Here is a 13,793-nt window from a genome sequence, read left to right on the forward strand (position 1 = left end):
ATTGGCTCCGGAGGCGGGGGTCCGTCGTCGCTCCGGGCTCGACGATGCCGCCCGGACCCCGGCCCGTCAAGCGGTCGCTGGCCGGTCAGAACCGGAGCCACACCCCCGGCTCGGCGGGGAGGACCCGGCCGACGACCGCCGCGGCCGGCGTGTTCCGTGCTCGAAGGGCCCGGATCAGCGCGTCGGCCCGCTCGGGGGAGACGGCGATCAGCAGGCCGCCGGAGGTCTGAGCGTCGAGCGCGAATTCGAGGCGGAGGGGGTCGACGCCGGGGGACAGCTCCCAGCCATCCTGCACGGCCTCTCGGTTGGTCTTGCTCGCCCGGGTGAAGTTGCGGGGAACGGCCAGCGCCTCGGCCCCCTCGATCAGCGGCAGGGCCGCCAGGTCGATCGCGATGGTCGCGCCCGAGCCAACGGCCATTTCCCGGGCGTGCCCGGCCAGGCCGAAGCCGGTCACGTCGGTCAGCGCGTGGGTGCCGCCCACTTCGGCGAGGGCGTCCCGGGCGTCGGCGTTCAGGCGGATCATGCTCGCCACGGCTCGGTCGAGCACCTCGGCAGGGCATCGCCGTCGCTTGGCCGCGGTGGTGATGACGCCGGTGCCCAGCGGCTTGGTGAGCACGAGCACGTCTCCGGGCCGGGCTCCCGCGTTGGTGAGCACCTCGTCGGGGTGGACCAGGCCGGTGACGCTCAGCCCGAACTTGATCTCGGCGTCCCGAACCGTGTGCCCGCCGACGGTCGTCGCGCCGGCCCTGGCGACGCGCTCCCCGGCCCCGGCGAGGATCTGGCCGAGCAGCTCCAACGGCAACTGATCGTCGGGGAAGGCGGCGATGTTCATGGCCGTCAGCGGACGCCCGTTCATCGCGTAGACGTCCGACAGGGCGTTGGCCGCGGCGATCTGGCCGAAGAGGTACGGGTCGTCGACCAGAGGAGGGAAGAAGTCGACCGTCTGCACCAGCGCCAGGTCGGGCGCGATGCGGTACACCCCCGCGTCGTCGCTCGTCTCGGTGGCGACGAGCAGGTCCTCGGGCCGGCTCGGGGCGATGGTGGGCAAGGCGCGCAGAACCTGCGCGATCCCCCCGGGGGGGAGCTTGCCCGCTCACCCGGCGCAGTTGGCGTAATCGGTCAGTCGCTTCCGTCGTCCGAAGCTCAAAGCGGGTCTCCTCCGGGGCCGGCCTGTCCTCCCCGATCGGGCCGGCTCCCGGGGGCCTCCTCTCGCTCACTCCAAGAGCAGAGGGGCGACCTCGCCAAGGATCTGGTCTTCGTCGGGGAACCGACCCGTCTGCACCTTCGAATCAACGAGCGATCCGCCCACGGTCCGTTCGAAATTCCCTCCCTTGGAGGGGATCAGCGTCAGCCGGCCGATCGTCCGCTTGAACCGGGGCCGCGGCTTCGCCGTCAGCCTGACGGCCTGGGGCTCATGGTTTCAGAGGGCGCGGTCTTCGAGCGTCACGTCCATGGGGATCCTCCTTCGGAACCGGAACGGTCCCGGATTCTAGCCCCGGCCAAGCCGCCGGGCCAGCAACCGGCGCCGGTTTCGTTTCGGTTCGGGATCCGGCCCGGGTTCGGTGGCCGGCTCGATGGCGGGTTCGGGCTTCTCCTCGGGCTGGGGAGCCGGCCGGGCTCGGCTCATCAGGTCGGCCCAGTGCCGAGACGCGGGAAGGTGCTGGAGGACCAGCTTGATGCTCACGGTGATTGGGATCGCCAGGATCAGGCCCATCAGCCCCCAGAGGAAGCCCCAGAACAAGCAGGCGATAAGCACGGTCGTCCCGTTCAGGTCGAGCGACCTTCCCATGACGTAGGGCATCACCAGATACCCCTCGACCGTCACGATCGCCAGGAAGACTGAGGCCACGATCAGCCCGTCGGCGATCGAGCCGCGCTGGCCCAGCGTGACCAGCACCGCGAGCGAGCCGCCGGCCACGTTGCCGATGTACGGGATGTAGTTCGTCACCCCGGCGAAGACGCCCAGCGGCACGGCGAAATCAATCCCCAGCAGCATCAGGGCCACGGCCGTCGCCGCTCCGAGACCGATGTTCAGCACGGTGCGGGCGAGCAGGTAGGCGCGGACCTTGCGCGTGACGTTCTTGAGCGTCCGCTCCAGGGCCATCGACTCCCCGGCCTCGACGGTGATCAGGTGGACCACTCGGGGAACGATCAGCTCGGCCTCGGCCAGCAGGAAGAGCACCAGGAACAGCACCACCACGCCGTGGCCGACCCAGGCGGTCAGGTCGGTCAGCCGGTAGTTGAGCGTGTTGAGCAGCAGCTCCCGGTTGGTGTAGCCGAGGATGTCGATCGTCCCCGGCTCGGGCAGGATGTTGGCGAGGTAGGGGTGGTCGCGCACCGCGTCGTTGACGCGCTCGCTCAGGCGGGAGGCCAGCCGCTCCACGTCCGAAGGGAAAGTGCGGGCCGCCTGGACCAGGCTCTCGGCGGTCAGGCTGGCGGCGTACAGCCCGGCCAGCGCCAGCAGCAGGAAGAGGATCACCGCGGCGCCGAACGGCCCGACCGGCAGCAGGCGGCGGAGCAGGTGCGTGGCGGGTGAGAGCAGGCAGGCCAGCAGGATTGAGACCGAGATCGGGATCAGGATCGGCTTGAGCAGGTAGAGCGCCGCGATGACGCCGAGGGTCGCGATGATCGTCAGCGACGGGCTGGCCGGCCTGGCAGTCGAGTCCATCCGGCTCCTCCGCTCGGTGCGTCGGGCGGCCCGACACCGCCCGTCCCGGTTCAATCTTCGGCCAGCCGGAGGCGGATGACAAGGGGACCGATCCGACCCGGCCCGGACCGCTCAAGCGGGCCGCCCCCCCCGGTCGATCCCTGTCAGGCGCGGACGAACTCGCGCGACGTCCGCCGGCGACCAGGAGGGTCGAGATGGGGACTCGGGACGATCGCGGCCGGTTTCCGGGCCTCGCCGCGCCGATCGCCCTGGCGCTGGCGATGCTGGCCGGCTGTCGAGGGGCCGGCGAATACACCGACTCGCTCGCCCCGTTCTGGTGGCGAGACAACCTCTGGGGCCCCGAGGCGAACCTCGCCCGGGCCACCGGCCGGCTCCCCGAGATTCCCTATAACCCCGACATGGTCGCCTGGGAGGCCTTCGCCCGGGACCACCTCCAGACCGGCGACATCCTCTTCCGAGAGGCCGACGCCCGGGTCCTCGGCGGCCTCTTCCCCTTCTCCCGGGTCGCCGCCCGGATCGCCGACTCCCGATACACGCACACCGGCCTCTTCGCCTGGGAGAACGGCGAGCCGGTCGTCTACGACACGAGCATGGGGGGCGCCCGCCGCCAGCCCTTCGGCATCTGGGTGCTCGACAACGTCGGCCATCTGGGCATCAAGCGCCCGAAGCCGCCGTACCGGGCCGCCATCCCCGGCGCCGTCTCCTACTGCCGGACGGTCTACGAGCAACAGGTCCCCTTCGACTCGAAGCTCGAACTGGGAGACTCTCGCTTCTACTGCGTCGAGCTGACCAGCCGGGCCTATCAGGCCGCCGGCCTCGACCTGGCCGAGCCGGTCCGCATGGGGGACCTTCCCCGGGTCCACGAGCACCGGCTCGTCTTCCTGCTCGCCCGCCTCTTCGCCTCGTTCCACCCCGACCAGCGGATGTACGCCACCGGCAACGATTCCTTCGGCTTGTGGGCCAGCCCCGCGCTGGAGGAGGTCTACGTCTCGGAGGACGGGACGAGGCCCGATCCCTCCTGCCTGGTCGTTCTCCCTTCTCCGCAATGATGGGGATGACGGGGAGGGGAGGAGAGAATTCCGGGGTGTTCCCGGCACTGGCCGGATAAAATCCGGGGGCGGCGCCGCCGATCTCCCGCGGCGCGGAGGACCGACCCCGAGGAGGCCGTCATGGCGACCCGGACTTCCCGACCGACGCCCGACCCCGACTCCGGCGCCGACACCGACACCGACACCGACACCGACGAATACCTCCCCATCAACCGCCTGGCCGGGCTCTACTACGAATCCGAGCCCGCCCAGCTCGTCCGGGCCGAGTTCGCCGGCAAGTCCGACCCGGGGAAGGTCCGAGAGATCAACGAGGACCAGTTCCTCGTCGTCCGCCGCCGCCGAGAGCGCGACCTGGTGACCTCCAGCATCCCTGGCGAGCTTCTGATCGACCACCGCCAGCACGCCTACACCGCCGCCGTGGCCGACGGCATCGGCGGGCACCGCTTCGGCGACCTCGCCAGCCTGCTGGCCATGCTCGTCGGCTGGGAGCTGGGCGGCCACGAGATCAAGTGGACGCTGAAAACCAACCCGAGGGAGATCGAGGACTGGAAGCAGAAGGCCACTGTCTTCATGCAACTGATCCACCGCGCCCTCCGGGACGAGTCTCGGGCCAACCCCCGGCTGCACGGCATGGGCACCACCCTGACCCTCTGCCAGTCGGTCGGCCCGTCCCTCGGCGTCGTCCACGTGGGAGACTCCCGCGCCTACATCTACCGCAAGAACAGCCTTCAACGGCTGACGAAGGACCACACCCTCGCCCAGCTCATGATCGATCTCGGCGAGGCCGATCCCGACTCCCCGGAGGTCCAGCGCGTCCGACACGTGCTGAGCAACGCGCTGGGCGTCGGCGGCGCCGACGTCTTCGTCGAGTTCTCCCGCCATGACCTCGCCGACGGGGATCGGCTGCTGCTCTGCACCGACGGTCTCACCGATCTTGTCTCCGACGCCGAGATCGCCCTCGTCCTCGACGCCCACCCCAGACCCGCCGACGCCTGCCAGGCGCTGGTCAACCTCGCGCTCGACCGCGGCGGCAAGGACAACGTCACCGTCGTCGTCGGCCGCTACGAGTTCCCCCCCGAGGGGGCCGAGGACTGAGCCCGAACTTCGCGGACGCTCGACGGTGGGATCGGCGGGAGGCCGGGGTCGGGTCGACCCCTCGACAGGAGTCTGCCGGGACCGGGATCGCCCCGACCCCGGCCTTCCGCTCCGGCCCCAGCTCAGGCGACCCTCCGACCGGGATCGGCCATCGGCCGTTCGCCGATCGATCGGATCGCCGTCGCCTGCGGCCTCCCCGGGCCGAGCTTACAGCAGCGCCGTCGTCTCCGGGTGCCCCGTCATCAGGTTGAAGTTCTGCACCGCCACCCCGGCCGCTCCCTTGATCAGGTTGTCCAGGCAGGCGATGACCAGGATTCGGCCCCTGACGACGCGAACCGTCAGGTCGCAGAAGTTCGAGAAGGCGGAGTCCTTCGTTGCCGGCAGCCGTCCGACGACCCGGACGAACGGCGAGTCCTCGTAGTACGACCGGTACAGGTCCATCAGGTCGTGCTCCGAGGCCGGGCCCTTCGGCTCGGCGTAGATCGTGGCGAGGATCCCCCGGTCCATCGGCACGAGGTGGGGGGTGAAGATCACCTCCACCGGTTCGCCTCCTCCCGACGATCGGCCGATGTCGCCGAGCACCTGCTCGATCTCCGGCGTGTGCCGGTGCCGGCCGACGCCGTAGGCCGAGAGGCTCTCGTTGCACTCCGGGTAGTGGGTCGTCAACTTCGGCGACCTCCCCGCCCCCGAGACGCCGCTCTTGGCGTCGATGATGATCCCCGACCGTTCGATCACGTCCCGGGCCACCAGCGGAGCCAGCGCCAGGATCGCCGTCGACGTGTAGCAGCCCGGGTTGGCGATCAGCCCGGCCGGGGGGATCGCCTCTCGGTAGAGTTCGGGCAGTCCGTAGACCGCCTCCTCCAGCCCGGCGGGGTCGGTGTGCTCGTGGTCGTACCAGTCGGCATACACGCGAGGGTCGTTCAGCCGGTAGTCGGCGCTCAGGTCGATGACCCTCACTCCCCGCGCTCGAAGGCCCGGAGTCGCCGCCATGCTCGCCCCGTGCGGCAGCGCCAGGAACGCGACCGAGGCGGCCGACGCCACGCGATCCGGGTCGAACGGCTCGCAGGCCAGGTCGATCCGGCCGGTCAGGCTCGGGTGCAGCGTGTCCAGCCTCGGCGCCTCGTCCTGCCGGGAGGTTGCCATCCGGACCCGGGCCCCCGGGTGTCGCACGAGCAGTTGGATCAGTTCCCGGGCCGTGTAGCCGGAGGCGCCCACAATCGCGACGTCGGTCATCGGAAGGGATCCCGGTGGGGGGTGGTGTTCGGGAGACGGCGGCTCCCGGATTCCGGAGGAGGGAAGGCGGCTGGAGGCGGTCCGCCCCAGCGCTCCGCGGCCGACCTGGGAACGATCTCCCGGACGCGAGGGGGCCGGGAGACCTCGGCGATCAGCGGACGGTTCGGATGGGATCGGAGCGGGGCCGATCACTCGCCGCTCTCGAGGAGCGAGGCGGCCCCGGGCTCGTCGGCATCGACGGTGTCGTCCCGAGCGGGCTCCGGAATCCGGAATCGAGACACCGGAGTCCCAGCCTCCCTCTCGATCCGTTTCTCACCCGCCCTTGCGCCGAGAACCCCAGAACAGCCCTCCTCCCCATCCTGCCCAGGAGAGGGCCGAGACGACCAGCCCGATCCGCTCGGCTCGGCCCTCGTAGTCGAGTCGGATTGTCCACCGCCCGGGTCCGGGGAGGACGATCCCCTGCCACCCTCCGAGGACCCGATCGACCGTCTCGGGGTTCGGCCGGCCATCGGGGCCGACGAGGGTGGCTCGCCATTCAGGATAATGGAGCTGGGAGATGACGACGACCGAGCGGGCGTCCGCGTCGACGTCGATTTCCAGGTGCTCGGGGGCGGTCGTCCGGGTGGTGAGGGGGCGGGCTCGGCCCAGGGCGGCGATCACCTCCTCAGGCGATTCTGACCCGGACCCGAGTCGAGCGATCGTCTCCGAGTCCTCGGCAGTGATGAGCCAGGAGCGGGGGGTCGGCCCAAGGTCGAGGAAAAGATAGCGGCCGGCCTGGCCGTCGGCGGTCCGGGCATAGTCCCGGCCGAACAGCCAGCCGGTCAGCGCGGGGTCGGCGACGATCTCCGCCGATTCCAGCCGGCCGGTCTGCTCGAAGCGATCGGCGAGGGACTCGACCCCCGGCCCGATCGGCCCGATGACCCGGACCCGAGCACCGAGGGTCCGCTGGGCGTCGAGCTGGGCGAGGGCCTCCCGGTCGTTCCGGGGAAACCGATCGACGAGGGAGCGGAACCCCGTCTGGATCGGCAGGTCGAGCGTCCGATAGCTCAGCACCGGCGCCGCCCCGGCGACCTGGGCGAGGTTTTGCATCGGGTCAACCGACCGCGTCCCTTCCGGGAGGGCGGCGAGCCGGCCGAGCACCTCGCTCTGCTCGGTCAACGGGAGAATCGGGGCGAGGCCGATCGGGCGGCGTCGCGAGAGCAGACCAAGGTCCGCGATCGTCAGCACCAGGAGCACGCCGACGAGGACCCCTCGGCGACGGCCCAGGGGGGCCAGGCCGGTCGCGAACAGCAGGGTCAGCACGACGGCGGTTGTCTCCAGCTCCTTCCGGTAAATCCGGATTCGTTCGCGATCGAGCCGGAGCCCGGCGGCCGGGACCGGGCCGATCCCTTCCCCGGAGTGCCGGGCGAGGGTCAGCGGGTCGTTCCGGGGTCGTCTCGCCTCGGCGAGCACGCTGGAGACGGTCCGCTTGTCGTCCCAGGGACGCATCGCGAACACCCGATCGGCCGCCGCCCGCGCCCCCGATCGCCCCGGTTCCTCTCCGAGCTTCAGAAACGCCTCGAAGGCGCCGAGCACGGCCGAGATCCAGACGATCGCCACGACGACGAACGCGATGAGTTCCGGGCCGGGGCGCCGCCAGCGACCGTCCCGGATCGCATCCAGGCCAAGCCCAGCGAGCAGGGCCAACGCCAGCGAGACGATCATCCCCCACCGGGCCGGTCCCCGGAAGAACGAGAACCCCGGCCATTGGCAGTAGGTTTCAAACCCCGGGACATAGGGCCCGAGCGCCAGCACGGAGGCAACCGCCAAAATGACCATCAGGACCCGGACCGGCTTGCGATCGGGCCCGGGACGGGCGATCGCCCCCAGCGCGAGGAACAGCGGCACCAGGCCGACGTAGAGCCGAAGCTCTTCCGGAGAGGTGTGGAACGGGTCCCAGGCCACCGTTCGCCAGAGGGGAGACCGATGGAACAGCTCGGGAGCCACGAGGTTGACCAGATGGATCGGGGTGGCCGCGAACCCGGAGAGGTACTCGAAGTCGCGCTGCCCCTCCGCCAGATGGGCGAGCTGGGCCGTGGGCACCACCTGCGCTCCCGCCAGCAGGAAGGCCGCCGCGATCGGCAAGACGACGGCGAGCGCCCTCCGCAACGCCCGGAGCCGTCCCCCTCGCGCGACGAGCACCGTCCCCATCGCCAGGACCAGCAGGCCCACCTGCGTGCAGAAGGCCAGTTGGAAGTGCCCCGGCAGGATCTGCACCGCGAGCACCGCGGCCAGGATCCAAGGGGTCCGACGGCCGCCGTCGCCGAGGATCGACCACGCCAGCCCGAAGGCCCAGGGGGCCCAGCTCCCCGCCGTATACGCCCACTGGTGCGGCAGGTGGATGAGGAAGAATCCCGAGGCCCCGAAGGAGATCCCCGAGAGGATCGCCCCGGCCTCCGAAGCGCCGAACCGTCGGGCCGCCCAGCGCGCCCCCAGGCCTCCCCAGAGGACGTGCATGACCATGCTCGCGGTATACGCCGCCTCAACCGGCAACAGGCCGAACATCAGGGCGTGAGGGGGATAGTAGACGCCCATCTGGCTCTCGGCCACGCCGGGGAAGCCGAAGCCCCAGCGGTCGTTCCAGAGCGGCAACCGACCGTCCCGGATCGCCTCGCCCAGCACCGCCATGAGGCCGATCTGGAACTGGGTGACGTCCCCGCCGACCGGCATCGCCCCCCCCAGCCCGATCGGCCAGAGCCAGGCCGTCAGCAGCGCCGCCACGGCCGCCGGGCCGAGGAACCGGGTCCATCTCGTTTCGCCCATCGCATCCAAAACGCCCATCCTCCCGAGCCCAGGCCGCACGAGCGGTAAACTTTACACGATCGGCCCGTCGGTACGCATCGCATGATTGTAAGTTCCGATCGGAGCGGATCGGGTCCCCGATGGAACCCGGCCCAGCTCGCGTTGGCCCTCGGCCTCGGCTCGCCGCGAAACCATTGGATCGGGCCGCTTCGGAATCGATCCTCCCCTCCCATCGTCACGATCGGCACGGGACCTGCAAGGGAATGTTGGCGGGCAGGAGGCCCCGACCGCCAATCGGCCCGCTCACCACCATTTCCGATCCGGGAAGGAAGGAGTCCGCCATGCTGGTCCTGAGCAGGAAGCTGGGTCAGCGGTTCCAGATCGGCGAGGAGATTCGGGTCACGATCATCCGGATCGACCGCAACGCCGTCCGCATCGGTGTCGAGGCCCCCGACGGCCGGGCCATCTATCGCGAGGAACTGCTCCAGGACGGCGGACTGCCTGCCCCGGGAGAGGACTCCCCGATTTCCCAGTCGGCCTGAGCCGACGGGCGTCCCGGGACCCGAGGGCCTCGGGTCGAGCCCCGCCGTGCGGTCCGATAAGATCGGGGGATCGGTCTCCCCCTGCCTCGACCGGATCGAGTCCCTGGGGAGGCCGGATCGATCCGAGCCCCTCCCGAGGCCCGACCGCGATGCTGAGGCTCCTCGAGACGATCATCCTTTGCGCCTCCTGGCCAGCGATCGCGGGGGACGACAGCCCGCCGCGTCCTCCTGGCCCCGAAGGCTGGCCGAGACACACCATCGATGCCTCCTCCCGGGGGGCCGATGGCGTCCGCCTCGCCGATCTCGACGGCGACGGCGATCTCGACATCGCCACCGGCTGGGAAGAAGGCGGCGTCATCCGGGTCGCCCTGAATCCCCTTCGAGACGGCGATCCCGTCCGATCCCCCTGGCCGGCCGTGACCGTCGGCTCGGTGCCGTCCCCTGAGGACGCCGTGATCGTCGACCTCGATGCCGACGGCTTCCCCGACGTCGTCAGTTGCGCCGAGGGCCGGACCCGGACCGTCTCCGTCCACTGGAATCCCGCCAATCCCGACGCGATGCTCGATCCCGACTCCTGGCAGACCCGGGCGATCCCGGCGACCGTCGGCCTCCAGATGTGGATGTGGTGCGTCCCGCTCCAGGTCGACGGCCGGAACGGGATCGACCTGGTGCTCGGCGGCAAGGGGGAAGGGGCCGCCATCGGCTGGCTCGAGGCGCCCGAGGACCCCCGAGACCTCTCCTCGTGGCGCTGGCACTCGATCCGGCCCGCCGGCTGGGTGATGTCGATTCTCCCGATCGACCTCGATGGCGACGGCGACCAGGACCTCGTCTGTTCCGACCGCAAGGGGCCGCGCCGGGGCGTCTTCTGGCTGGAGCGCCGGCCCGGCCGGGACGAGCCGAGATGGGTCGAGCGGCCGATCGGCGGCTCGTCCCATGAGATGATGTTCCTGGATTGCGTCGCTTCCGACGGCGACGGCCCCCTTGAACTGCTTGGCGCGTCCCTCGATGCCGGCGTCGTGCGCTTCCGCAAGGCGGCCGACGGCTGGGAAGAGACGGTGATCCCCCTGGGGCCCGGCGTCGGCACGGGCAAGTCGGTTGCCGGGGGCGACCTGGACCGTGACGGCCGGATCGAACTGGTCGTCTCGACGGAGAACGCCTCGGGCAAGCAAGGCGTCGTCCTTCTTGACCGGGAGGCCGACGGCCCGGAGGTCCCCTGGCTCGTCTTCCCCCTGAGCGGGACCGAGCGGGGGGCCAAGTACGACCTCGTTCGGCTGCTGGACCTCGACGGGGACGGCGACCTCGACGTCCTCACCTGCGAGGAGCGCGACAACCTCGGCGTGATCTGGTACGAGAACCCCGCCCGATGACCCGACGGCCGGGTGGGGCGATCGTGGGGACCAGGGGTTCAGAATCGTTGGCCATCCCCGGATAATGGGGAGGTGCCCCGGCCCGAGGCTCACGAGCCCGAGGGTCGGGCCTCCCCGTTCCCCGCCTCGAGCCGAGGATCCGCCGCCGATGTCCCAGCCCGCCGACCCCGAGCCTCTGGCCTCGCTCCGCGCCGACTTGATCGAGTCGGCCCGGCTACTCCGCGACGCCCATCACCTCGACCCCGAGGAGCGGGCCCGCCTGGCCGAGCTGATCGACGAGCTCGGCCGCGCTCTCGATCCCTCCGCTCCGCCTGAGACGGCCGCCCACCTGGCCTCCAGCGCCTCGGCCCTCGCCCGAGCCCTCCACGATCGCCGAGACGAGGGCCTTCTCTCCGCCACCCGAGCCCGACTCGACGAGGCCGCCGTTCGAGCCGAGTCGGAAGCCCCCTTCGCCACCCAGGTGGTCCGACGGTTCCTCGACCTTCTGGCCCAGCTCGGCATCTGAGCTGAGCCGAGGGGAGGGACGCCGATCGCCCTCGCTGCTCCGGCGGCCGTCGTCCCTCATCCTGATCGTTTCCCGTCCTCGGTCCCCGGTCCTCAGCCCATCCGGGAGTCCTCACGCCCCTCGCCCTCCGAGCCCCCCTCCGCTAGACTCCAAGCAATCGCCCGGTCCTCCCTCCGAGGCCCGGCCCACCCCCGAGGAGAACCCCATCGTATGGCGTCATCAGCCCGGCAGGCGAAGGCGGTCGAGATCGGCGGCGTGACGCTCCACCTGAGCACTCCCGACACGACCGAGCAGGAGTGGATCGGCCAGGACGAGATCCTCCGGCAACTGCTGGCCTGCTGGCTTGTGGTCGACGACCGGGATCTGCCGCTGGCTCCCCGGCTTGTCGGGCCTCCGGGGATCGGCAAGACGACGCTGGCGATGGCCGCCTCCCGGCTCCGAGAGCAGCCGCTCTACATCAACCAGTGCACCGCCGACACCCGCCCCGAGGACCTGCTCGTCACCCCCGTGCTCTCCGAGCAAGGGAAGATCGCCTACCACGCCTCGCCGCTGGTCACGGCCATGATCGTCGGGGGCGTCTGCGTGCTCGACGAGGGGAACCGGATGAACGAGAAGTCGTGGGCGAGCCTCGCTCCGCTGCTCGACCACCGCCGCTACGTCGAGAGCGTCGTGGCCGGCGTCACCATCAAGGCGCACCCCGACTTCCGCTGCTGCGTCACCATGAACGAGGACGAATCCACCTACGAGGTCCCCGACTACATCCTCAGCCGCCTCCAGCCCCAGCTCGCGCTTGGCTTCCCCGAGCGCGACGACGAGCTGGCCATCCTCAAGTACCACCTCCCCTTCGCCCCCTCCGAGCTGCTGGAGCTGACCGTCGACTTCCTCCAGAAGGCCCACGAGCTGCGCCTGGACTTCTCCCCCCGGGACGGCATCAACGTCCTCCGCTTCGCCATCAAGCGCATGGCCCAGGACCCGAATCACCCCCTTGGCCGAGATCGCGCCTGGGCCGAGGCCATCCTTTGCGTCCTCGGCGAGGAGGCGGCCGACCTCGAATCCCTGGCCCAGCGCCGCCGCCGCGCCCTCGGCGGCCAGGCGACCCCCATGGGCCTCGGCGACCTCTTCTTCTCCCCCGACGACCCCCTCCACCCCGACGCGGATGACGACGACGAGGACGACGACGATGCCTACTGAGGCCCGCTCGCACACCGTCCCCCGCGACGACTCTCCCGAACTCCTCGGCCCCGTCGACGAGGGCGGAGACCCGAGGCTTGAGGGCGACCTGCCGCGGATGAACCCCTCCCCCTTGACCCTCCGGTTCGCCCCCGAGGTCGAGCTGACCGACGACCTGCTCTGGAAGATCTGCGCCGCGAACCCCGAACTGCGCATCGAGCGGACGGCCGGAGGAAACCTGGAGATCATGTACCCGGCGGGCGGCGAGTCGTCGAGGCGGAACGGGTTGCTCACCGCGAGGGTCGTCCTGTGGAATGACGGCCTGGGGGCCGATGAGGGTGTCGTCTTCGATTCCTCCGCCGGATTCACGCTGCCCAACGGGGCCGAGCGGAGCCCCGACACCTCCTGGATCTCCCGTGATCGCTGGCTCGCGCTGACCCCCGAGCAGCGCCTCGTCTTCGCCCCGATCTGCCCCGACTTTGTCGCCGAGCTGCGCTCCCCCTCCGACTCCAAGCGGAAGCTCCGCGAGAAGATGCGAGAATACCTCGCCAACGGCGCCCGGCTCGGCTGGCTCATCGACCCGATCGACGGCACGGTCGAGATCTATCGGCCCGGCCGCGGGCCGGAGACGCTGGAGAGGCCCGAGCGGATCGACGGCGAGGACGTGCTCCCCGGCTTCGTGCTCGAACTCCGGGGAATCCTGTTCGACTGAACGGTCGGGGGATATCAGCCTGGGTCAGGAGGACGTTGCACATGGATCTCCGAGACAGTCGATCGCGTGTCCCGAGTGCCGCCTCGATTGCTGATTCTGAGTCGACATCGTGCGGGAGGGGTATACGGCTCCTCGACCTGATGATCACGACCGCGGCGGTGGAGGCGTCGATTGGTTTTGGCATCCACCTCGCGGTAGAAACCCTCTGGTACCACGTGATCTCGTTCTGCGAGTTCATGGGTCATTTCGCCCCGGAATACTCATGGTGGTGGATGCGATTGGACCTGGCGCTCTTCGGGACGACGAACGTCGCCGCGCAATTCCTAAACGACACGGCAGATGTTGGGCTCCGTGTGCTCATTCCCCTTACGGTCGCGATCTTGCTCCACCGTGCCGTGCCACCGAGGCCGGGCTGGGACCGACTGGCCCAGCAACCGGGATTCCGGGCGACGGCCGCCGCCTCTGCTGCATTCCTCGCGATACCGGCAGGACGAATGTACGGCTCGATGGAAGTGCCAGTCTGGGTCATCCCGGGCTCGGTCGCGGCTTCCTGGCTCGCGTTAGCCGTGAGGAAGCGATGGGCCCCCGAATCATCTTGGATCGATCGGGCGGGCCGCGTTGTCGAGACCGCTTGGCTCGCGATCGGGATCATCCTCATCCTGCCTCGTTGA

The 13,793-nt window shown here is 70.3% G+C and carries 13 protein-coding genes; 8 read left to right on the forward strand and 5 right to left on the reverse strand.

Annotation, left to right across the window (positions count from 1 at the left end):
- Positions 1 to 85 precede the first annotated feature (85 nt).
- From selD to TsocGM_RS09165, 3 genes are all read right to left on the reverse strand, one after another.
- Positions 86 to 1,147, reverse strand: a complete 1,062-nt coding sequence (selD, locus tag TsocGM_RS09155; RefSeq protein WP_126725007.1) for a selenide, water dikinase SelD — start codon at positions 1,145 to 1,147, stop codon at positions 86 to 88.
- 66 nt (positions 1,148 to 1,213) lie between these two features.
- Positions 1,214 to 1,396 carry an Rdx family protein gene (locus TsocGM_RS27890; protein ID WP_126725037.1) on the reverse strand — a complete coding sequence of 61 codons (183 nt, stop codon included), beginning with the start codon at positions 1,394 to 1,396 and terminating at the stop codon, positions 1,214 to 1,216.
- A 93-nt stretch (positions 1,397 to 1,489) separates the two neighbouring features.
- Complete coding sequence (locus TsocGM_RS09165) at positions 1,490 to 2,668, reverse strand: AI-2E family transporter (RefSeq protein ID WP_126725008.1); 1,179 nt, start codon at positions 2,666 to 2,668, stop codon at positions 1,490 to 1,492.
- Between the two features lie 194 nt (positions 2,669 to 2,862).
- Here TsocGM_RS09165 and TsocGM_RS09170 point away from each other — a divergent pair, with 194 nt between their 5' ends.
- Together TsocGM_RS09170 and TsocGM_RS09175 are read left to right on the forward strand one after the other, a co-directional pair.
- Complete coding sequence (locus TsocGM_RS09170; RefSeq protein ID WP_233578656.1) at positions 2,863 to 3,717, forward strand: YiiX/YebB-like N1pC/P60 family cysteine hydrolase; 855 nt, start codon at positions 2,863 to 2,865, stop codon at positions 3,715 to 3,717.
- Positions 3,718 to 3,837: 120 nt separating this feature from the next.
- Positions 3,838 to 4,812: a PP2C family protein-serine/threonine phosphatase gene (locus TsocGM_RS09175; RefSeq protein WP_126725009.1), complete on the forward strand. Its 975-nt coding sequence runs from the start codon at positions 3,838 to 3,840 to the stop codon at positions 4,810 to 4,812.
- A 207-nt stretch (positions 4,813 to 5,019) separates the two neighbouring features.
- Here TsocGM_RS09175 and argC read toward each other — a convergent pair whose 3' ends face one another.
- Positions 5,020 to 6,045, reverse strand: coding sequence for an N-acetyl-gamma-glutamyl-phosphate reductase (gene argC, locus TsocGM_RS09180; protein WP_126725010.1), 1,026 nt, complete (start codon positions 6,043 to 6,045; stop codon positions 5,020 to 5,022).
- Positions 6,046 to 6,357: 312 nt separating this feature from the next.
- Positions 6,358 to 8,847 carry a hypothetical protein gene (locus TsocGM_RS09185; protein WP_126725011.1) on the reverse strand — a complete coding sequence of 830 codons (2,490 nt, stop codon included), beginning with the start codon at positions 8,845 to 8,847 and terminating at the stop codon, positions 6,358 to 6,360.
- A 320-nt stretch (positions 8,848 to 9,167) separates the two neighbouring features.
- Here TsocGM_RS09185 and TsocGM_RS09190 point away from each other — a divergent pair, with 320 nt between their 5' ends.
- From TsocGM_RS09190 to TsocGM_RS09215, 6 genes are all read left to right on the forward strand, one after another.
- Positions 9,168 to 9,368 (forward strand): carbon storage regulator, encoded by a 201-nt coding sequence (locus TsocGM_RS09190; protein WP_126725012.1) that lies wholly within the window; start codon positions 9,168 to 9,170, stop codon positions 9,366 to 9,368.
- Between the two features lie 149 nt (positions 9,369 to 9,517).
- On the forward strand, positions 9,518 to 10,735 hold the full coding sequence (locus TsocGM_RS09195; RefSeq protein WP_126725013.1) for an FG-GAP repeat domain-containing protein: 1,218 nt from the start codon (positions 9,518 to 9,520) through the stop codon (positions 10,733 to 10,735).
- Between the two features lie 148 nt (positions 10,736 to 10,883).
- Entirely contained in the window at positions 10,884 to 11,240 is a 357-nt protein-coding gene (locus tag TsocGM_RS09200; protein WP_126725014.1) for a DUF4404 family protein, read from the forward strand.
- A gap of 210 nt (positions 11,241 to 11,450) precedes the next feature.
- On the forward strand, positions 11,451 to 12,431 hold the full coding sequence (locus TsocGM_RS09205) for an AAA family ATPase (RefSeq protein WP_126725015.1): 981 nt from the start codon (positions 11,451 to 11,453) through the stop codon (positions 12,429 to 12,431).
- Positions 12,421 to 13,122, forward strand: coding sequence for a Uma2 family endonuclease (locus TsocGM_RS09210; protein ID WP_199756733.1), 702 nt, complete (start codon positions 12,421 to 12,423; stop codon positions 13,120 to 13,122). The genes TsocGM_RS09205 and TsocGM_RS09210 overlap by 11 nt, the downstream gene beginning before the upstream one ends.
- 41 nt (positions 13,123 to 13,163) lie before the next feature.
- The gene (locus TsocGM_RS09215) at positions 13,164 to 13,793 is read left to right on the forward strand and encodes a hypothetical protein (RefSeq protein ID WP_126725016.1); all 630 of its coding nucleotides are present in this window, start codon (positions 13,164 to 13,166) and stop codon (positions 13,791 to 13,793) included.

It is taken from the genome of Tautonia sociabilis, from assembly GCF_003977685.1.
In the GTDB taxonomy this organism is placed as follows: Bacteria; Planctomycetota; Planctomycetia; order Isosphaerales; family Isosphaeraceae; genus Tautonia; species Tautonia sociabilis.